The following is an 18,578-nucleotide window of genomic DNA, read 5'->3' on the forward strand; positions in this document are numbered from 1 at the left end:
CATGATGCCCTACCGCTCACTTCCCGTTCAGCCCGTCGAGGAACACCTGCTCGAACCGAGCCGGATCGGCGTCGAAGGCGACGGTCAGCCGGTCACCCCAGGGCCACGGCGCTGTCCGGCCGGACTGCTCGCCCTGCTGCACCACGACGATCGGGGTCCGCCGCACGTCCGACACCACACCGTCGTTGTCGAACGCCCACACCGCGGCCAGCGCGTCCCACCAGTAGAAGTACTGCAGCGCGATCCCGTCCCGCATGATCGGCTGGGTCATGATCGAGTGCACCAGCCGGGCGCTCGGCGTGGTGCCCTCGGCGCCGACGCGGTCCACGTAGGCCTGCGTGATCAGCACGTGGTTCGTCGCGTCGAGCGGGGTCAGGCGGACCGGCACGGTGCCGAAGGCGCGCCTGGCCGACGGCGGGTCCAGCCAGATGTTGAGTTCCTGGCTGTTGTCGAAGCCCGGCAGCGCCTCCCCGAACAGGTTGCCCGGCACGTGCACCGCCCCGCCCATCACGTGCGCCACGGCCACCTTGCGCGCGAGCGGGCTGCCCGGCGGCACCGCCTTGGCGAGGTTGCTCAGCGGGCCGGTGACCAGCACCGACACCTTCCCCCGGGCCTGGGCAAGCGTTTGCGAGATCAGCTGCGCGGCGGTCCGGTCCGACGGCGGCGGGGTGCGCCCGGCGTCGCCGAGCGCGCCGGTCAGCACCTCCTCCATGTCCCGCACGGTGGACGCGGGCGCCGGGTGCACCCCGGTGTCCGAGCCTTCGGCCACCGGCACACCGGGCAACCCGCACTGCTCCAGCACGCTGATCGCGTGCTGCCGGGCGCGGCCGGGCGTGCCGAAGCCGTTGTGCGTCACGGTGACCGCGCGCAGGTCGATCCGCTTCTCCTGGTGCTGGACGCACAGGTACGCCAGCGTCGATGCGTCGTCGACGTCGAGATCGCTGTCGTAGATCACCGGAACCGGAGACGGTGAAGCATGGGCGGACGGGACGAGCAGTCCGGTGGCGGCTAGGACGAGGGCGAGCAGTGCGTTGCGCATCGAAGTCTCCCCAGGAGCCGATCAGGCCACGACGCACCAGCCTACAACCGCCTCTCGCCCGTCAGGCCACCGTTTCGAACACCGCCGCCAAGCCCTGACCACCGCCGATGCACATGGTCTCCAGTCCGTAGCGCGCCGACCGGCGGGTCATCTCCCTGGTCAGCGTCGCCAGGATGCGCCCACCGGTGGCGCCGACCGGGTGTCCCAGCGAGATGCCCGAGCCGTTCACGTTGATCCGCTCGAAGTCCGCCGGGCTCAGCCCCCACTCGCGCGTGCACGCCAGCACCTGCGCGGCGAACGCCTCGTTCAGCTCAATGAGGTCCATGTCGGCGAGGCGCAGCGAAGCGACGTCGAGCGCCTTGGCGACCGCCGGGACCGGCCCGATGCCCATGGTCGCGGGCGGCACCCCGCCGATACCCCACGACACGAGCCGCGCGAGCGGCCGGAGACCCAGTTCGGCGGCTCGCGCCGGGTGCGTCACCACGCAGATCGAGGCGCCGTCGTTCTGCCCGCTCGCGTTGCCCGCGGTGACCGTGGCCTCGGGGTCGTCGCGGCCGAGGATCGGGCGCAGGCCGGCCAGCTTCTCGACCGAGGAATCCGGGCGGATGTGCTCGTCGGTGTCCACCACCGTGTCGCCCTTCCGGCCGCGGATGGTGACCGGCACGATCTCCTCGTCGAACCGGCCCGCGTCACGCGCGGCGGCGGCGCGCTGGTGGCTGCGCACCGCGAACTCGTCCTGCTCCGCACGCGGGATGCCGTACTGCCGCCGCAGGTTCTCGGCGGTTTCCAGCATGCCGCCGGGCACCGGGAAGTTGAGCCCGCCCGCGGTCACCCGGCCGCGCGCCAGCGAGTCGTGCAGCATCACCCCGGCACCGGCCTTGGCGCCCCAGCGCATCGACGTCGAATAGAACGACGCGTTCGACATCGATTCCGCGCCCCCGGCCAGCACCACCTCCGAGGTCCCGGCCTGGACCTGCATCGCCGCGTACAGCACGGCCTGCAGGCCCGAGCCGCAGCGGCGGTCGATCTGCAGCCCGGTGACGGTGACCGGCAGCCCGGCGTCCAGCGCGGCGACCCGGCCGATCGCCGGTGCGTCCATCGACGGGTAGCAGTGCCCGAGCAGCACGTCGTCCACCGCGTCCGGCGGCAGCCCGGTCCGCTCCAGCAGGCCGCGGACCACCGTGGCGGCCAGTTCGTGGGCCGGCACGTCCCGCAGCGAGCCCCCGAACCCGCCGACCGGGGTGCGCAGCGGCTCGCAGATGACGGCGTCTCGCATGGGCGGTGCTCCTTCTCCCTCGGCGGTCCGCGCCGATCATGGCAAGGAACCGGCGAAACAGAAACGCCGACGGCCCGTGGCCGCCGGCGTTCCCTCCCTGCGATGAAGTCCGCGGGTCCGCCCCAGCCGGCCCGCGGATCTGGTACCCGGTGATCGATTCACCAAACCGGGTTAATCAGACTGTGATCTGAGTCACGACTGCGGCCGTCGAGGGCGCAGCACGTGGATTTCGGCGGCCTGCTCGTCCGGATCTTCCGAGCGCAACCGGACGTTGGCCCAGAAGGTGGTCCGCTCGCCGTCGCGGCTGATCCCCCACGCCAGCGTGCAGCTGTTGAGCACCTTCCAGCTCTCCCGGCTCGGCGCGGTGCCCGGGGGCAGCGCCCCGCGCCCGGTGCGCACCTCCACCCGCAACTGCGGCTCGGCCGCGGCGAACGGGCTGATCACCGCGTGCACCTCACCCGGCAGCTGGCCGTTCCCCAGTGCGATGACCGCCAGCTCGTCCGCCACCAGCATGGTGTCGATCACCGATTCGCGGCCGTAGGGCCGGACCAGGTCCCGGATCGCGGCGCGGATGCCGGACAGGTCGTTGACGTCGTTCAGCAAGTGTGAGGACTGCAGCTCGTTCCCGTCCGGGATCGACATGAACGTCACCTCCGCTAGGGGTCAACGTCGGTAACGCTTTGTTACCCCGTTCAGGGGAAGAGCAAACCCCGCGATCAGCGGCCGCGCCAGTCCAGGCAGAGGATCATGGCGTCGTCTTCCGATTGCCCGCCATCACGGTGGCCGGCGAGCCGGCGCAGGATCTCCCGCGGGACGTGCGCGGAGGGGTGCTCCCGCGTGTTCACGATGGCACGGGCGAGGGCTTGTTCGCCATAGCGTTCACCCGCTGGGGAAGCCACGTCGTAGACCCCGTCGCTGACCAGGACCAGCCGGTCGCCGGGGCGCACGTGGAACCGCTCGGCGGTGTAGTGGGTGTCCTCGAACATGCCCAGCGGCAGTTGCTCGTCGAAGGTGATCGGCTCGGCCACCCCGTCGCGCAGGCGCCACAGCCGCGGCGAGCCGGCGTCGACCACGTCGACCTCCCCGGTGGCCAGGTCGAAGCGGAGCAGCAGCGTGGCGACGTGGCAGTCGCCGCGGTGCTGGGCGTAGACGGCCTGGTCGGCGAGCATGGCCTGGTCGGCGAGCCCGATGCCGGCGCGGCGGGCGTTGCGCATCGCGTTGACCGCGAGGTTGGTCAGCAGCGCGGCCTGGATGCCGTCGCCCATGCCGTTGGACACGGTCAGCGTGAGGTGATCGGCCGAGGTGGACCAGTCGAAGTTGTCGCCGAAGATCGCGTAGGCGGGTTCGAGCTGGGCGCCGAGCTGGTACTCGGCCCGGGTGCAGGCCCGGCCGGGCAGCAGCTGCCACTGCATCTCGGCGGCCAGCGTCAGGCGCTGCGCCCGGCGCGCCTGCAGGTACAGGTCGGTGTCGCGTTCGGCGACCAGGATCTCGTGGCCCAGCGCCTCGGCGACCTGCGCGAGCTCCCCGAGCAGCTCCTCGCCGGGCTCCTGGGCCAGCCCGACGCTCAGCACGCCGAGCCGGTCCCCGCGCACGGTGACCGGGAGCAGGGCGAGCACGCCGCTGCCGGCGGGCTCGCAGGTGGTGCGCTGGGTGCTGAACACCTCGCCCGGCGCGCTGCCGCGCACCGGCACGGGTCTGCTCGTGTACGGCAGCACGGCGACCGGTTGCAGCATGGTCAGCCCGTAGTCGGCCATCAGCAGGTCGACCGTCAGCGCGCCGAAGTGCTCGGCCAGTGCGCTGCGGACGGTGTCGATCAGTTCGTGGGGAGCCGAAGCGCGGAGCGCCCGTTCCACGGGGAGGGATCTGTGCAAGGTGGGGTTCCCGCCTCGGGCAGGGGATGCAAGGGGTAGGGCTTGCGCTGACAGCTCACTCTATGGCTGCCACAGTGACAGGCGTGACCAGGCCGCCCCCGCCCGACGAGCCGGATCAGGCCGCGCGCTTGGCCGCCGAGATCGCCGAGTTGCTGGACGTGCTGTGGGAGCACAGCCGCGAGGTGACCACCGCGCCGCTGTCGGCCTCGCAGCTACGGGCGATGTTCGCGCTGGAGCGGGCCGAAGGCGCGAACCTGCGCACGCTGGTCGCCATGCTGGGCTCGACCCCGCCCTCGGTCAGCCGCCTCTACGACCGGCTGGAGGCCGTTGGCCTGGTCGAACGCGGTGCCAGCGCGGCCAGCCGCCGGGAGGTCGAACTGCGCCTGAGCGCCCGCGGCCGGGAGTACCTGCGGGACCTGCGCGGCCGCCGGGTGGCGGTGCTGCGGGAGGTGGTGGACCAGCTCTCACCCGCCGCGCGGTCGGCGTTGGTCGACGGCCTGACGGAATTCCAGGCGGCCGCGCGTGGCCGCGCGCCGCACGGAACAGCCGCGGACGGCACCCCGTAGGCTAACGTTTGTCATGCGACAACAGTTGCACGCCGTCCGAGTGGTGCGGGTGCCCGGGTGTCGCTGTTCGATAACGATCACCTCGCCGCCCGGGGAAGGGTGCCCGTGACTCAAGACGCCGCGACCGTGCGGAACTTCCTGTTCGCCATCCTGGCCGAAGGCGGCCCGCGGCTGGCGGGCGAATGGCTTTCGCTGCAGCAGCGGCACGCCGACGTCACCACCGGCGAGGACCTGCGCGACGAGGCCGAAACCGTGCTGGCCGCGCTCGCCGACGGGCTGCGCACCGATCTTTCCCCCGAAGAGGTGGTCTCCGGCCACCCGCCGCTGCGCGACGCGCTGGTCGGCCTGTCGCTGCGGCGGGCCCGCGGCGGCGCGACACCGACCGCGACCGCGATGTCCACGCTGGCGCTGAAGGAGGCGCTGCTCGCCGCGGTCATGCGCCAGAGCGCCGACGCCCAGGTGCACTACGACGCCGCCGTCCTGCTCAACCGCCTGCTCGACGCGGCGGGCGTGCTCACCTTCAGCACCTACGTGCAGGGCCGCGAGGAGATCATCCGCGCCCAGCACGACCAGATGCTCGAACTGTCCACGCCGGTGCTGCGGCTGTGGCGCCACGTGGTCGGCGTCCCGCTGATCGGCACGCTGGACACCACCCGCACCCAGGTGGTGATGAACGGCCTGCTCGAAGCCATCCAGGCGCAGGAGGCGCGGGTGGCGATCATCGACATCACCGGGGTGCCCACGGTGGACACCGCGGTGGCCCAGCACCTGCTGCAGACCGCGGACGCCGTGCGCCTGATGGGCGCCGAATGCCTGCTCAGCGGGATCCGGCCGCCGATCGCGCAGACCATCACCAGACTCGGGATCGACCTGTCCGCGATCACCACCCGCGCCACCCTCGCCGGGGCGCTGGCCGACGCGATCCGCCTGCTGGAGCCGCCCGGCTCCGGCCCGCCTCGCCAGGCCGGGGCGAGGTCCCATGCCACCGGATGACCGGCGCGCCCCGGTCCAGGAACTCGCGCCGTACGAGTTCCGCACCGACCACGACCTGCTCGGAGCCCGGCACGCCGTCCGCGCGGCGGCGCTGCGGGCCGGCTTCGGGCTGATCGGCCAGACGAAGATCGTCACCGCGGTGAGCGAACTGGTGCGCAACGCCTACGTCCACGGCGGTGGCGGCACGCTCCGGATCGAGGAGGTCACCGGCGCGCGCACCGGGCTCCGGGTGACCATCCGCGACGACGGCCCCGGCATCGCCGACGTGGCCGCCGCGCTGGCCGACGGCTACAGCACCGGAACCGGGCTGGGCCACGGCCTCGGCGGTGCCCGGCGCCTGGTCGACGAGTTCGCCATCGAGACCGGGCCGGGCAGCGGAACCACCGTCACGGTCCTTCGCTGGGCGCCCTGAGTGCGCTTGGATGTGGGCATGAGCGAAGAGATCGTGCTGGGCCCGCTGCCGAAGGGGATCACCCTGGCCGGCGAGGGCATGGGCAGCCGGGTCTGGAACGTGCTGGGGCACCGGTACGCGATGAAGTCCGCCGCCGAGAGCAGTTTCGCCTTCGAGACCTACGATCCGCCGGGCACCGGGGTTCCCCCGCACGTGCACCCGACGCAGGACGAGCACATCTACGTCCTGGAAGGCGTGTTCACCCTCTACCTCGACGGCGAGTGGCTGACCGCGGGCCCCGGCGACACCGTGCGGATGCCGCGGAACCTGCCGCACGCCTACTACAACCGCGGCGAGGCGCCGACGCGCGCGTTGTTCTGGGTGAGCCCGGCCGGGCGGCTGGCGCGGTTGTTCGACCGGCTGCACGACCTCACGGACATGACCGAGGCCGTCCGGGTCTCCGCCGAGCACGACGTGCACTTCCTGCCGCCCGGTGAGGTCGGCGAGCCGCCGGGGTGAGCCTGCGTTCGGCTGTCCCGATTAGCCCGTTCGGCAGAATGCCGGCTATTCCGGTGAATAACCCACCACACCTTTTTAGTTCACCGAAGCCGAGTTGATCAGGAGGGGTTTACCCGCGAGCGGAACGGGATACCCAGGATTTGCCCGCGCCACCACAGGGCGGCGCAGATTTCCCCACCTGGAGGCCAGTTAGATGATCGTTCTCGGCGTTATCCTGATTGTCATCGGTATCATCGCGAGCATTCCCGTGCTTTATTCGATCGGTATCGCGCTGGTGATCATCGGCGTGGTCCTCGCGGTACTCGGGCGGGCCGGAACCAAGGTCGGTGGCCGCAGCCACTGGTTCTAGGACCGACTCCGCTTCCTTCGCCCCCGCCGCACTCAGGTGCGGCGGGGGCGAAGCGCGTATGCGGGCACGAGCTGGTCGGGCAACTGCAGCTTGTCCTGGCGGCCGTCGGCGTAGGCGAGTTCGAAATTGACCACGCCCAGCCATTCCCCTTTCACCGAGGAAAACCAGCCGTGCAGCCTGCCGGGCACTTCCCCGCTCAGGTCGAGCCCGGTTTCCACCACGTGCACCGGCGCGCCGGGTACGCGGGTGTAGAGCGCGTCCAGCCGCACCCACACCGGGGTGATCACCGGAACGCGGCCGTGCAGGTCGTCACCCCGCCAGCGGGTGTGCGGGCTGACGATCACGGCCGGTCGGGGGCGGTCGGCGGTTCCATGCCCGGCAACATACCATGCGATTCGCACACATGTTCGATGTCCACTGTGGTCTGCGCGACACCCCCGTCGCGATCCGCTATCCCGCGAACACCCGGGGCACGAAGTCCAGTGCGCGAGCCCGTTCACGCGGATTGCCCACGGCGTTGACGATCAGGTCGGTGGCACCCGCGTCGGCGAACCGCCGCAGTTCGGCTGCCACTTCCTCTTCGGTCCCGGCGATGACCGTGTCGGCCGGGCCGGACAGCCCGCCGCGGTCGAGGATCGCGCGGTAGGCGGGCAGCTCGTTGATGATGGCGAGCTCGCGGGCCGAGTTCTCGCGCACGCCGTCGGCATCCGTGGTGATCGAGACGGTCACCCCCACCACCACCCGCGCGTCCTCCCCGAGCCGCGGCACCAGGTAGTCGGCGACGAGAGCGGGCTGGACCCACAACGCGATGGTGCCGTCGGCCAGTTCGCGGGCGACGTCGAGCATGCGCGGCCCGAGCGCGGAGATCAGCACCGGCGGTTCGGGCGCGCTGATCGTCAGCTGGGTGTCGACGGTGAAAAACCGCCCGGCGTACTTGACGTGCTCCCCGCGCAGCAGCGGGCGCAGCACTTCCAGGTACTCGCGGGTGTGGCGCGCCGGCGACTCGTAGGGCAGGCCGAGCTGCTCGGTCACCACCCATTCGTGGCTCGGGCCGATGCCGAGGGTCAGCTTGCCACCGGTGAGCGCCTGCGCGGTCAGCGCCTCGGTGGCCATCACCACCGGGTGGCGCGGGTAGGTCGGCACGACCGCGGTGCCCAGTTCCGGTGGGGAGTCCGGCATCGCGGCGAGCACGGCGAGGGGGTCCCAGCTGCCGGGCTGCTGGTTGGTCCAGCCGCTGTCGTAGCCGCGGGCTTTCGCCTCGGCCGCGTTCGCGCCGAATTCGGCGGCGGTGGTCGCGCCGGAGGTGAGGATGTGTTGTCCGATCCGCATGCCCCCAGTCCAGCGCGGTCCGCGTGGTGGAGCGAGATCCAGTTCGCCCGTGCAGCGATAACATGGGGTGATCGATCGGAGGGGCGGATGGAGCTGCGGGCGCTGCGGTACTTCGTCACCGTCGCCGAGGAACTGCACTTCGGGCGGGCGGCGGAGCGGCTGAACATCGTGCAGCCCGCGGTCAGCCAGCAGATCGCCCGGCTCGAGCGGGAACTGGGCACGCGGTTGCTGACCCGCACCTCGCGCACGGTCCGGTTGACCGAGTCCGGGCGCCGCGTGCTCGCCGCCGCGCAGGAAACCCTCGCGGCGGCCGAACGCGTGCGAACCGTGGTGCACGAACCGGGTTCCGTCGTCCGGATCGGCACGGCGACGGGCCTCACCGCCCGCCTCGAACGCGGCATCGAAGCGCTGCGCGAGCTGAACCCGACGTTCGAGCTGGTGCTGGTGGACCTGCCGGTGATCGAACGCGTCAACGCCCTGCGCCGGGGTGAACTGGACCTGGCACTGGTGCGCGGCCCGGTCTCGGCGCCGGGGTTGCACGTGCTGCCGGTGTGGACGGAACCGCTGCACGCGGTGGTTTCCGCCCGGCACCCGGCTGCCGGGCGCGACAGCGTCACCGTGGCCGAACTGGCCGATCACGTACTGAGGGCACCCTCGGATCCCCCACTGCACGAGGCCGTCACCAGCGCACTGGGCGCCAGCCGCGCCCGCTTCGGCCGCCCGGCCGGCACCGCCCAGGACACCATCGTCGAAGTCGGCGCGGACCCGCGGAGCTGGGCACTGATGCCCGTCGGCGAAATCACCACGATCGGCTCGACGCGCGTGCGGTCCCTCCCGCTGAACCCGCCCATCACCATCACCGGCAACATCCTCACCCCGCACGACTACCTGCCGAGCCAATGCGCCCACGCCATCATCACCGCCTTCAAGGACGCTCCCGTCTGAGGTGCTGTCACACCTTTGTCCTGCCGGCGGAGTTCTCGCCTTCTCGCCGGGCTTTCCACGTCACCGCGAACTCCTCCAGTTTCGTGCTGCTCGCCCAAAGTTGGTCGAAGCGGTTCTGGTGGAACTGCACGAGCCGGGGCGCGTCTTCGCGGATACCGCCGAGTTGCTGATCCGTCGGCCCCGAAAAAGCCATGTACATGATGGTGTCGTCGATGAGGCACACGCTCATCGGTTCCACCGGCTGGTTCCGCGTCTCGATCACCCTGATGTTGTACCGAGGATTTCGGACCACCTGCTCCAACTGGCTGACGCACCACTCCGCCATCGCGTCATTCGATACCCCGACGATGCGGCGGACAGTACCCTTCTTGCGGCGGGCGAAGTTGAACACTTCACCGAAGTACTCCCGCGACTGGACGCTGGCGAACTTCGCCGGCGGCACCTGACGGAAGTAGCTCACCCTGATCTCGCGCTCCGCCTTGCGCACGGCTTCCCTCGCAGAGCTGTAGAACTCCTCACCGGTGGCGAAGAAGACCTCCGCCAGCCCTTCGTCCTGCACCTCGATCCGCAGGTCCCGAATCTGCTTGAGCACGAAGAAGATCGCCACGAAGAGCGCTCCCGACAATCTTTCCTGGAGCTCCGGAAACAGATCCTTGAAGAGGGCCAGCAGAAAGCAGGCGAGCAGGAACAAGCAGAGCGTGAGCTCCTCCCACTTTTCGGTCTTGGCACGCGATTTGATCACCGACTCGCCTCCTGCCCTCATTTCCTGGTAAGTCCGCAGCCGCAGATGAACTGTTACAGCGCGCGATCGGCGGTCGGTGAATCGAAATAGTGTCACGAACGGCGTAGGGACTCGGCTTGGCGGTAGTGCGTGGCGGCCTCGGCCGGGCGGTTCAGTGCCGTGGCCAGGTCGCCCAGGTATCGGGCGACTGGGCCGAAGGTGAGCAGGCCGCTTCCCGCGCCGGCGAGTTCACCGGCGGCGGGCAGTAGTTCGGCGTACAGGTGTTCCATCACCGCTGTCTGTCCACTCTGGATGGCGAAGCGGGCGTGCAGGCAGGTCCGGGCTTCGAACAGGAGGTCCCGCGGTGAGTCCGGAATGGACTGTCCGCGCGGCCGTGCCCAGGGTTCGTACGGGCCCCAGTCCGCGCCGAACGGGGTGTCGGGGTCCAGGCCGAGCAGGGCCAGCGGGAGGATTCCCCGTTCCAGGCCGGACATCCCGGTGCCGGTGAGCTTCGAGGCGGCGGCGCGGTAGGCGGAGCGGGCTTCCGTGACGTGCCCGGTGATGGCGAGCCGGAGCGCGGCGTACCACTCGGTGAACACGCCGACCAAAGGCAGTTCATACCGCTCCGCCAAAGCATCGGCCGCGGCGGCGTGGTCGTCGGCGGTGGCCAGGTCGGCCAGTGCGGCGTGTGCCTGGAGCTGGATCAGGTGGCCCAGCACCTCGAACGTGACCAGGCCGTGCCGCGCGCTCAGGTCGACCAGTTCCGCGCCGATCCGCGCCCGTTCCGGAGCGAGCCCCGCGCGGTGGAAGGTTTGCAGGAAAAGTCCGTTGAGCGCCAAGGCAAGCAGTGCGGGATCCCCCTGCGCGCGGGCGATTCGCACGGCTTCCGCAGCCGCCTCGCCGCCCCGGCCGCCGGTGTCCGCGCGTCGCTCCATCGCGATGGTGATCAGCAGGCGCGCACGCGAGACCGGATGGCCGTCGGGCAGTTCCGCCAGCACGCGTTCCGCGGCCACCACGAGTTCTGCCGAGTGCGCTTCGTCGTCGTTCGCCGTCCAGATCGCGGGTACGTCGAACGAGCCGATCACCCGGGCGGCCAGCAGCGGATCCCCCATCGCCGCGGTGACCGCTTCCGCGCGCAACCGCCGCGCCTGAGCCAAATCCCCGGTCACCGCCAGCGCCCGCACCAAGCCCATCGTCGCTTCCAGCCGGGCCCGGCCCTCGGAACGCGCGACGACCTCCCGCCACAGCCGAGCCGCTTCGTGCGGTGCCGAGCGGCGTTCGGCGAGTTCGGCCGCGGCACGCGCGTAGTGCGCGGCGCGTTCGGCCGTGGCCGCGCTGTCCGCGCGCAGGAAGTGGTGCGCGATCGCGGCCACGTCCTCGGGCCGGCGTTGTTCGATGATCTCGGCCGCGGCGGCGTGCCAGCGTGCCCGCCGTGCCCGCGCGATGTCCTCGTAGAGCGTCTCCCGCACCAGCGCGTGCTCGAAACGCACCCGGTCGGCGTCCTGTTCGACCAGGAACCCGGCGAGCAGCCCCGACTCGACCGACGCCAGCACGGCGTCCTCGTCCCCGGCCAAGGCGATCAGCACCTCGAGGTCGACCTCTTCGCCGAGCACCGCGGCCTGACGCAGGTGCGTCGTGTCGGGCAGCCCGGACAGCCGATGCCGGATGACATCGCGGACCCCGGCCGGAACCGCGTGCAGACTTCCCTCGGCCTCCCAGAGCCGGGCGAGTTCGCGGACGAAGAACGGGTTCCCGGCGCTGCGCCGGTGGATGACCCGCAGGCCTTCGGCCGTCGGTTCGCGATGGCTGACCGCCCGCACCAGGTCCGCGACCTGCGCTTCGCTCAACCCGCCGAGGTAGAGCCGGACCGGTTCGGCACGGGCCGCGCGCCCCAGCGCACCGGCCAGCTCCGCGGAGATCTCGGTCGACCGGTAGGTGCCGACGAGCAGCACCGGCCCGGCACCCGGATCGGTGGCCAGCCCGGTGAGCAGGGCGAGCGTCTCCTCGTCGGCCCAGTGCAGATCGTCGAAGACCAGCAGGGCCGGGCCGCGGCCACCGAGCTTCGCCAGGTACTCCCCCATCGCGCGCTGGCGGCGGAACCGCGCCACGGCGAGGTCCTCACCGGGCACGGACGGCAGGTCGGGGCTGGCGCCCCACGCCGTGGTCCAGCCCATCGCGGCGAGCCTGCGGGTCAGTGCCCTGGCCAGCGCGGTCTTGCCCGCCCCGGCCGCGCCCCCGAGCAGCACGAGCCCCGGCCGTCCCGCCGACGCGGTGGCCACCGCGGTCTGCACCAGGTCAGCCAGTTCGCTTTCCCGGCCGACGAACGGCTCGTCGACGGGCGTGGGCGCCGGATCGCTCAGGCGTGGTTCCTGGGCGAGGATGTCCGCTTCCAGCTGCCGCAGTTCCGCGCCGGGGTCCACGCCGAGTTCGGTCCGCAGCACTTCACGGGCGCGGCGCAGTGTGGTCAGCGCGTCGCCCTGGCGTCCGGTCCGGTAGAGCGCCAGCGCGAGCAGCCGCCAGCCGTCCTCGCGCAACGGGTGTTCGGCGACGTGTGCCCGCAGGTCGGGTACCGATTCGGCGGCCTGGCCGGAGGCGGTCGCCGCTTCGGCACGGCGTTCGACGGCGAGCAACCGCAGTTCGGTGAGCCGGTCGGCCTCGGCACGCGCCCAGTCCAGTTCGGCGAACTCCGCGTACGCGGGCCCGCGCCAGAGCGCGAGCGCGTCTTCGAGCAGGACACGCGCCTTCTCGGCCTGCCCACCGGCGAGCAGCCGGGCGGATTCGGCGACCGCGGCCTCGAAACGCCACGCGTCCACGGCGTCGGGCTCGGCTCGCAGGGCGTAGCCGGGCGGCACGGTGACCAGCAGCCGGGACGGGGTGCGCGGTGGGCGGTCCGGCTCCAGTGCCTTGCGCAGCGCGCCGACGAAGGTCTGCACCGCGCCGAGCGCGCCGTCCGGCGGATCGCCCTCCCAGAGGTCGCCGATCAGCCAGGTCACCGGCACGACCCGGCCCTTCGCGATCAGCAGCCGCGCCAGCACGGCCTGGTGCCGCGGGCCCTTCAGGTTGACCGGACCGGCCGCGGTCTCCGCCGTCAGCGGGCCCAGCACCCGGAACCCCACCACGACCCCAACCTAACCGCCCGTGGTGATCCGGCGCTGATCGGCTGCTGATCGGGGGCGCCCACGATCGGGGGCATGATCCCTTCCTTCACCGAACGACGCGTCCCCGTCGCCGACGGCGTGGCGCTCCACACCGCGATCGGCGGCTCCGGCGACCCGATCGTGCTGCTGCACGGCTTCCCGCAGACCCACCTGATGTGGCGGCACGTGGCCGCCGACCTCGCCGCCGACCACACGGTCATCTGCCCTGACCTGCGCGGATACGGCGACAGCGACAAGCCGGACGGCACCGCGGACCCGGCCGTCTACGCCAAGCGCACGATGGCAGCCGACGTGGTGGCGCTGGCCCGCGAGCTGGGGCACGAGCGGTTCGCGCTGGCCGGGCACGACCGGGGTGCGCTGGTGGCCGTCCGCGCCGGGCTCGACCACCCCGAGGCGATCACCCACCTGGCGTCGCTGGACGTGCTGCCCACGCTGGACATGTGGGAGGTCATGCACGGCACCTCGGCCGCGGTCGGCTTCCACCTGTACCTGATGGCGCAGCCGCCGGGCCTGGCCGAGCAGCTGATCGGCAATTCGGCGGACGCCTTCTTCGGCCACTTCCTCGACCTGTGGGCGAACGACCCGGCGGCCATCCCGCCGGAGGTCCGCGCGGTCTACCTGAAGGCGAGCCGGGAGGCGGTGCCGTCGATCGTCGCCGACTACCGCGCCTCGGCCACCATCGACGTCGAACACGACGAGGCCGATCGGCGGGCCGGGCGGCGGCTGCGGATGCCGGTGACCGTGCTCCAGCAGGACTGGGGTGCCGCGCTCGGTTTCGACGCCGCGGCCCGCTGGCGGGCGTGGGCGCCGGACCTCGAGCACCGGACGGTCACGAGCGGGCACTTCATGGCCGAGGAGGATCCCGCGACCGTGGTCAAGGAGCTGCGGGAGCTACTGGCGCGCTAGTTTGCGGGCGAGGCGCTCGGGCCGGGGCCAGCGCACGTCGGTGGCCCAGCCCAGCTTCTCGAACACCCAGATCACCCGGGCGGAGATGTCCAGCTGACCGCGCCGGACGCCGTGCCGGGCGCCGGTGGGGTCGGCGTGGTGGGAGTTGTGCCAGGACTCGCCCATCGAGGCGAGCGCCAGCGGCCAGAAGTTCGCCGACTTGTCCCGCGCGGCGAACGGCCGGTCACCGATCAGGTGGCACAGCGAGTTGACCGACCAGGTGACGTGGTGCAGCACCGCGACCCGGACCAGACCGGCCCAGAAGAACGCGGTCAGCGCACCCGTCCACGACAGGGTGAGCAGGCCGCCGAGCAGGGCGGGGGTGAGCAGGGTGGCCACGGTCAGCACCGGGAACAGGCGATCGATCCTGGCGAGGTCGGCGTCGTCGAGCAGATCCGGCGCGAACCGCTTCGCGTTGGTCTTCTCGCGGTCGAACAACCAGCCCATGTGGGCGTGCCAGAACCCCTTGGCCAGCGCACCGGCCGAGGTGCCGTAGCGCCACGGTGAGTGCGGGTCGCCCTCGCGGTCGGCGTAGGCGTGGTGCCTGCGGTGGTCGGCCACCCAGCCGATGACCGGGCCCTGCATCGCCATGCTGCCCGCCACCGCGAGCGCGATCCGCAGGCCGCGGTTGGCCTTGAACGCGCCGTGGGTGAAGTACCGGTGGAAGCCGATGGTCACGCCGAGCCCGGTGAGCAGGTAGAAGCCCAGGGCGAGGCCGAGATCGGTCCAGCCGAGGCCCCAGCCCCAGGCGATCGGCACCGCCGCGGCCAGCGCCAGCAGCGGCACCACGGCGAAGAGCTTGACCAGGAAGTTCTCGGTCCCGCTCTGCTCGCCGTCGAGCATGGGTTCGGCCCGCGGCCGCTCGAGGGTCGCGGTCACGAAGTGCGCCGCTGCCGGGGCAGTTCGCCCTCGACGGGGCGCCCGGGCTCGCGGAACAGGTTTTCGTAGGCGGCGCCGGGGGTGTCCGCGGCGAAGCCGTCGGTTTCCTGGTCGGCGAGGGGATGGCTGAACAGCGGATTGCCCGCCGTGATGGTGTTGACGGTGAAACTCCTTCGAATGAGCCGCGGGGCTTCCGGGCCGGCCAGTTTGCCAGGCGAATCGGGAAGCGCTCTGCGAATGCGGCTGCCTCCACGATAACACGGCCCGATCCGCGAGGCGGGCTACCGGCAATGTGGCTAGGGTCGCAGGCATGCCACATGACGTCGTGCTGAAGCTGATGAACGGGGTCCACCGGGGCCTGATGAAGGCCACCGGCGGGCGAGCGGGCTGGCGGGTCGCGGGCATGCCGGTGCTGGAACTGACCACGGTCGGCCGCAAATCCGGGCAGAAGCGGACGGTGATACTCACCGCTCCCGTGCGGGAGAAGGAAACCCTCGTGGTGGTCGCTTCCCGCGGTGGCGACGACCACCACCCCGCGTGGTTTCTGAACCTGCGGGACAACCCCGAGGTCGAGGTGGCGCTGAAGGGCGCGCCCGCCCAGCCGATGAAGGCCAGGATCGCCACCGCCGAGGAACGCGGCGAGCTGTGGCCGCGGATCACCGCCGACTTCCGGAACTACCGCGCCTACCAGGACAAGACCTCGCGGGAGATCCCGTTGGTGCTGCTGGAACCGCGGTAGTCCCGGCGGCCGTCACGGGGTGAGGATGGCGCGGCCCCGGACGCGCCCGGCGTCGAGGTCGTCGAGCGCGTCCTGGAACCGTTCCAGCGGGTACTTCGCGGTGTGCAGCCGCACCCGGCCCTGCGCGGCCAGCGCCATCAGTTCGCACAGGTCGGTGTAGGAGCCGACCAGGTTGCCGATGAAGTCGAGTTCGGCGGAGATGATGTCGATGGTCGGCACGTCGAGGTTTTCGCCGTAGCCGACGACGTGGTAATCCCCGGCACGGCGCAACATCCGCACACCGTCCTTGGTCGCGCCACCTTCACCGACGAAGTCCAGCACCACCTCGGCGCCGTGGCCGCCGGTCAGCGTCAGGACCTCGTCGACCTGACCGCCGTCGGCCACCACGCCGTGGTCCGCGCCGATCGACTCGGCGAGCTTCACCGCGTCCGCGTTCCGGTCCACCACCACCAGTTCGGCGGGGGTGAGCGCCTTGAGCACCTGGATGCCGATGTGCCCGAGGCCGCCCGCGCCGAGCACCACGCACCGGTCCCCCGGGCGCAATACGCGCGCTGCCTTCGCCGCCGCGTGGTAGGCGGTCAGCCCGGCGTCGGCGAGGGCGGCCACGTCGGCGGGTTCGAGCGAGTCGTCGATCCGGACGACGCTGCGTGCGGAAGTCTTGAGATATTCGGCGTATCCGCCGTCGGTGTCGATGCCGGGGAACCGCGACTGTGCACAGTGGACATCGTCACCGGAGCGGCAGGCGCGGCAGAGCCCGCAGGTGAGCAGCGGGTGCAGGATCACCTTGTCGCCCTCGGCGACGTGGGTGACCGCGCTGCCTGCCGCGTGCACCCAGCCCGCGTTCTCGTGCCCGATCGTGTAGGGCAGCGCCACTCCGGACTTCTCCGCCCACTGCCCTTCGAGGATGTGGAGATCGGTGCGGCACACCCCGGCGCCGCCGATCCGCACGACCACGTCGAACGGAGCGGTGACCTCCGGGGCCGGCACCTCGGCCAGCCGCGGCTTCTCCCCGTAGCCGACCACCTGCACTGCCTTCATCATGCGTTCGCCTTCGCTTCCGGGTAACGGGTTTTCAGCAGGCCACGGCAGAAGTGCGCGTTGCCTTCGATGGAGATGCGCACCGAGCGCGCGAAGCGCAGGCGCACCGGGGTTTCTTCGGCTGGATAAGGGTTTCCGTGGTCGTCCACCAGCACCTTGGACGCCGGATCGGTGCTGAGCCCGAGCGCTTCGCGGCGGCGCAGCAACGCGTCGGTGGCCTGGCCCGCGGGGAGGTCCGCGAGCACGGTCCGGTGCGGCTTCAGCTCGGGATCTTGGCGCAGCAAGGAAGTCAGCGAGCGTTCCATCGCGGCGGTGTGGGCCTTGCGGCGGAACGTCAGGCGCAGTTCTTCCAGGCTCTCCTCGGCTTCGTCGCCGAACGTGCCGCGGTAACCAGCGTCGGCGGCGAGGCCGCGGTTGATCAGGTCCGAGTCGTGGTGATCGTCCAGGCACACCACCACCTCCCCGGTCCACGGCAACGCGGACAGCACGTCCTTCGCGTCCGAAGCCATCAGGTAGGCGAAGTTGGGCGAGCAGAACGCGGTCGGCAGGCGCAGGTGCACGGTCACGCGCGTGCCCTCGACTTCGAGCGAGCGCACGAAATCCAGGTCGGTGATCGGTTCGTCGAGTTCGGGGTCGAGCACCGCGTCGAGTGCCCGCCAGGCTTGCCTTTCCCGCATGGTCACACCGCCACCGGGTCGGGCTCCGCGAGTCCCAGCCCGGCGGGTACCTCGATGCCGTACATGGCCGCGGCGTTGAGCCCGAGCACCTTTTTCTTCTGCGCCACGGTGATCGGCGGGTACTCGGTCATGTCCGACGGGAGCTGGAAGTCGACGAATCGCTCGATCAGCCAGCGCGGGGTCCAGAGCGCGTAGTCGCTGGAGAACTGGATCCGGTCCTCACCGAGCCAGTACCGCAACTCGCCGATGATCTGCGCGAAATACCGCGGCCGGGTGTGGATGAACGGCATCGCCACGGCCAGTCCGGCGTGCACGTTCGGTTCCTGCGTGGCGATCCAGCAGAAGTCCTCCAGCCGCGGCAGGCCGCAGTGCTCGACCACGAAGTTCAGCTCGGGGAAGTCGGTCGCGGCGTGGTCGACGTCGGCCACGTCGAACGCGTCGCGGTCCAGCGGGCGGATGGTCGGGCCCTTGTGCACGTGGATGTTGCGGATGCCCAGTTCCTGGCAGGCTTCGAGGTAGCGGTAGCTCCACGGGTCGTCGAGTTTGTAGCCGCGCGACCTGCCCTGCCATTCGGCGGTGTAGAGCTTGACGCCCTTGAGCCCGAAGCGTTCGGCGTCCCGGCGCAACTGGTCGAGCCCGGCCTGTTCGAACCGCGGGTCCCAGCAGTGGTTGTAGGTCAGCTTGTCCGGGTGGCGCCGGGCCAGATCGAAGGCTTCTTCGGTCTGCCCGAAGCCGGTCTTGTAGAACGCGCCGAGGCGCGCGGGCTGGAAAATGGCGTGGTCCACGTACCCGTCCTCGAACAGGTCCTTCATCAGCCGCTCGCCGCCGTAGTAGAGGTAGTCCTCGTACGGCCACAACTCCGACTCCGGGCTCAGGTTCCGGTGGTAGTCGTAGAAGCAGTCGATGAACTGCTTGCCGTGGATGTTGAGCTGGTTGGCCGGGCGGGCGTCCCAGAGCGCGATGTGCGCGTCGACGATGAAGTAGCTCTCGCCATCCTTGGTGTACATGGATTTCCTCCGCGTCGCGTGGCGGCTTCGGCACGTGCGTGCTGCTCTGCACAGGACGCTAGGCACGCCGGGGCGAGCGCGGCACCGCCCGGCTGTCTCAGTTTGAGACACGCGAAGACCGTGACCCGCCGCCGGA

The 18,578-nt window shown here is 71.1% G+C and carries 20 protein-coding genes; 8 read left to right on the forward strand and 12 right to left on the reverse strand.

What is annotated here, in order from left to right; genetic code table 11:
• Positions 1–16 precede the first annotated feature (16 nt).
• The 4 genes from JOM49_RS36020 to JOM49_RS36035 form a co-directional block, all read right to left on the reverse strand.
• Positions 17–1,039 carry a nucleoside hydrolase gene (locus tag JOM49_RS36020; RefSeq protein WP_209668603.1) on the reverse strand — a complete coding sequence of 341 codons (1,023 nt, stop codon included), beginning with the start codon at positions 1,037–1,039 and terminating at the stop codon, positions 17–19.
• A 61-nt stretch (positions 1,040–1,100) separates the two neighbouring features.
• Entirely contained in the window at positions 1,101–2,315 is a 1,215-nt protein-coding gene (locus JOM49_RS36025; protein WP_209668604.1) for an acetyl-CoA C-acetyltransferase, read from the reverse strand.
• A gap of 192 nt (positions 2,316–2,507) precedes the next feature.
• Positions 2,508–2,957 carry a hypothetical protein gene (locus JOM49_RS36030; RefSeq protein WP_209668605.1) on the reverse strand — a complete coding sequence of 150 codons (450 nt, stop codon included), beginning with the start codon at positions 2,955–2,957 and terminating at the stop codon, positions 2,508–2,510.
• 74 nt (positions 2,958–3,031) lie between these two features.
• Positions 3,032–4,168: a PP2C family protein-serine/threonine phosphatase gene (locus tag JOM49_RS36035; RefSeq protein WP_308158991.1), complete on the reverse strand. Its 1,137-nt coding sequence runs from the start codon at positions 4,166–4,168 to the stop codon at positions 3,032–3,034.
• 101 nt (positions 4,169–4,269) lie between these two features.
• Here JOM49_RS36035 and JOM49_RS36040 point away from each other — a divergent pair, with 101 nt between their 5' ends.
• From JOM49_RS36040 to JOM49_RS36060, 5 genes are all read left to right on the forward strand, one after another.
• Positions 4,270–4,752 (forward strand): MarR family winged helix-turn-helix transcriptional regulator, encoded by a 483-nt coding sequence (locus JOM49_RS36040; protein ID WP_282771718.1) that lies wholly within the window; start codon positions 4,270–4,272, stop codon positions 4,750–4,752.
• 99 nt (positions 4,753–4,851) lie between these two features.
• Complete coding sequence (locus JOM49_RS36045; protein WP_438801137.1) at positions 4,852–5,745, forward strand: STAS domain-containing protein; 894 nt, start codon at positions 4,852–4,854, stop codon at positions 5,743–5,745.
• Positions 5,732–6,157: an ATP-binding protein gene (locus tag JOM49_RS36050; RefSeq protein ID WP_209668609.1), complete on the forward strand. Its 426-nt coding sequence runs from the start codon at positions 5,732–5,734 to the stop codon at positions 6,155–6,157. Before JOM49_RS36045 ends, JOM49_RS36050 begins: the two co-directional genes overlap by 14 nt.
• 18 nt (positions 6,158–6,175) lie before the next feature.
• Positions 6,176–6,655, forward strand: coding sequence for a cupin domain-containing protein (locus JOM49_RS36055; protein WP_209668610.1), 480 nt, complete (start codon positions 6,176–6,178; stop codon positions 6,653–6,655).
• A gap of 193 nt (positions 6,656–6,848) precedes the next feature.
• Positions 6,849–7,004: a DUF6131 family protein gene (locus JOM49_RS36060; protein ID WP_194240158.1), complete on the forward strand. Its 156-nt coding sequence runs from the start codon at positions 6,849–6,851 to the stop codon at positions 7,002–7,004.
• A 32-nt stretch (positions 7,005–7,036) separates the two neighbouring features.
• On the opposite strand, the gene JOM49_RS36065 is transcribed toward JOM49_RS36060, so the two are convergent.
• Both JOM49_RS36065 and JOM49_RS36070 read right to left on the reverse strand, forming a co-directional pair.
• Positions 7,037–7,348: a hypothetical protein gene (locus tag JOM49_RS36065; RefSeq protein WP_209668611.1), complete on the reverse strand. Its 312-nt coding sequence runs from the start codon at positions 7,346–7,348 to the stop codon at positions 7,037–7,039.
• A gap of 106 nt (positions 7,349–7,454) precedes the next feature.
• On the reverse strand, positions 7,455–8,333 hold the full coding sequence (locus JOM49_RS36070) for a TIGR03564 family F420-dependent LLM class oxidoreductase (RefSeq protein WP_209668612.1): 879 nt from the start codon (positions 8,331–8,333) through the stop codon (positions 7,455–7,457).
• Between the two features lie 87 nt (positions 8,334–8,420).
• Between JOM49_RS36070 and JOM49_RS36075 the strand changes: the two genes are divergently transcribed.
• Positions 8,421–9,278 (forward strand): LysR family transcriptional regulator, encoded by an 858-nt coding sequence (locus JOM49_RS36075; protein ID WP_209668613.1) that lies wholly within the window; start codon positions 8,421–8,423, stop codon positions 9,276–9,278.
• A gap of 7 nt (positions 9,279–9,285) precedes the next feature.
• On the opposite strand, the gene JOM49_RS36080 is transcribed toward JOM49_RS36075, so the two are convergent.
• Positions 9,286–10,020 carry a hypothetical protein gene (locus JOM49_RS36080; RefSeq protein ID WP_209668614.1) on the reverse strand — a complete coding sequence of 245 codons (735 nt, stop codon included), beginning with the start codon at positions 10,018–10,020 and terminating at the stop codon, positions 9,286–9,288.
• 92 nt (positions 10,021–10,112) lie between these two features.
• Positions 10,113–13,118 (reverse strand): ATP-binding protein, encoded by a 3,006-nt coding sequence (locus JOM49_RS36085; RefSeq protein ID WP_308158992.1) that lies wholly within the window; start codon positions 13,116–13,118, stop codon positions 10,113–10,115.
• A gap of 72 nt (positions 13,119–13,190) precedes the next feature.
• On the opposite strand from JOM49_RS36085, the gene JOM49_RS36090 reads away from it, so the two are divergent.
• On the forward strand, positions 13,191–14,063 hold the full coding sequence (locus tag JOM49_RS36090) for an alpha/beta fold hydrolase (RefSeq protein WP_209668615.1): 873 nt from the start codon (positions 13,191–13,193) through the stop codon (positions 14,061–14,063).
• Here JOM49_RS36090 and JOM49_RS36095 read toward each other — a convergent pair.
• Positions 14,049–14,945 (reverse strand): acyl-CoA desaturase, encoded by an 897-nt coding sequence (locus tag JOM49_RS36095; protein WP_209672014.1) that lies wholly within the window; start codon positions 14,943–14,945, stop codon positions 14,049–14,051. The two genes, JOM49_RS36090 and JOM49_RS36095, sit on opposite strands and share 15 nt — an antisense overlap.
• A gap of 346 nt (positions 14,946–15,291) precedes the next feature.
• Between JOM49_RS36095 and JOM49_RS36100 the strand changes: the two genes are divergently transcribed.
• Complete coding sequence (locus tag JOM49_RS36100) at positions 15,292–15,720, forward strand: nitroreductase/quinone reductase family protein (RefSeq protein ID WP_209668616.1); 429 nt, start codon at positions 15,292–15,294, stop codon at positions 15,718–15,720.
• Between the two features lie 12 nt (positions 15,721–15,732).
• On the opposite strand, the gene JOM49_RS36105 is transcribed toward JOM49_RS36100, so the two are convergent.
• The 3 genes from JOM49_RS36105 to JOM49_RS36115 are packed head-to-tail and all read right to left on the reverse strand — an operon-like array spanning position 15,733 to position 18,442.
• A complete protein-coding gene (locus tag JOM49_RS36105) occupies positions 15,733–16,758 on the reverse strand; it encodes an NAD(P)-dependent alcohol dehydrogenase (protein ID WP_209672016.1) in 1,026 nt (341 codons plus the stop codon).
• Positions 16,758–17,435, reverse strand: coding sequence for an iron-sulfur cluster assembly protein (locus tag JOM49_RS36110; protein WP_209668617.1), 678 nt, complete (start codon positions 17,433–17,435; stop codon positions 16,758–16,760). The genes JOM49_RS36105 and JOM49_RS36110 overlap by 1 nt, the downstream gene beginning before the upstream one ends.
• A 2-nt stretch (positions 17,436–17,437) precedes the next feature.
• Positions 17,438–18,442, reverse strand: coding sequence for an amidohydrolase family protein (locus JOM49_RS36115; protein ID WP_209668618.1), 1,005 nt, complete (start codon positions 18,440–18,442; stop codon positions 17,438–17,440).
• Positions 18,443–18,578 lie beyond the last annotated feature (136 nt).

It is taken from the genome of Amycolatopsis magusensis, assembly GCF_017875555.1.
Taxonomy (GTDB): domain Bacteria; phylum Actinomycetota; class Actinomycetes; order Mycobacteriales; family Pseudonocardiaceae; genus Amycolatopsis; species Amycolatopsis magusensis.

Bases quoted from the DNA above. Each gene is read 5' to 3' on its own strand.
- JOM49_RS36020 (WP_209668603.1), bottom strand. From the start codon at position 1,039: ATGCGCAACGCACTGCTCGCCCTCGTCCTAGCCGCCACCGGACTGCTC.
- JOM49_RS36055 (WP_209668610.1), top strand. From the start codon at position 6,176: ATGAGCGAAGAGATCGTGCTGGGCCCGCTGCCGAAGGGGATCACCCTG.
- JOM49_RS36060 (WP_194240158.1), top strand. From the start codon at position 6,849: ATGATCGTTCTCGGCGTTATCCTGATTGTCATCGGTATCATCGCGAGC.
- JOM49_RS36115 (WP_209668618.1), bottom strand. From the start codon at position 18,442: ATGTACACCAAGGATGGCGAGAGCTACTTCATCGTCGACGCGCACATC.
- JOM49_RS36105 (WP_209672016.1), bottom strand. From the start codon at position 16,758: ATGAAGGCAGTGCAGGTGGTCGGCTACGGGGAGAAGCCGCGGCTGGCC.
- JOM49_RS36075 (WP_209668613.1), top strand. From the start codon at position 8,421: ATGGAGCTGCGGGCGCTGCGGTACTTCGTCACCGTCGCCGAGGAACTG.
- JOM49_RS36070 (WP_209668612.1), bottom strand. From the start codon at position 8,333: ATGCGGATCGGACAACACATCCTCACCTCCGGCGCGACCACCGCCGCC.
- JOM49_RS36110 (WP_209668617.1), bottom strand. From the start codon at position 17,435: ATGCGGGAAAGGCAAGCCTGGCGGGCACTCGACGCGGTGCTCGACCCC.
- JOM49_RS36025 (WP_209668604.1), bottom strand. From the start codon at position 2,315: ATGCGAGACGCCGTCATCTGCGAGCCGCTGCGCACCCCGGTCGGCGGG.
- JOM49_RS36095 (WP_209672014.1), bottom strand. From the start codon at position 14,945: ATGCTCGACGGCGAGCAGAGCGGGACCGAGAACTTCCTGGTCAAGCTC.
- JOM49_RS36100 (WP_209668616.1), top strand. From the start codon at position 15,292: ATGCCACATGACGTCGTGCTGAAGCTGATGAACGGGGTCCACCGGGGC.
- JOM49_RS36090 (WP_209668615.1), top strand. From the start codon at position 13,191: ATGATCCCTTCCTTCACCGAACGACGCGTCCCCGTCGCCGACGGCGTG.
- JOM49_RS36030 (WP_209668605.1), bottom strand. From the start codon at position 2,957: ATGTCGATCCCGGACGGGAACGAGCTGCAGTCCTCACACTTGCTGAAC.
- JOM49_RS36050 (WP_209668609.1), top strand. From the start codon at position 5,732: ATGCCACCGGATGACCGGCGCGCCCCGGTCCAGGAACTCGCGCCGTAC.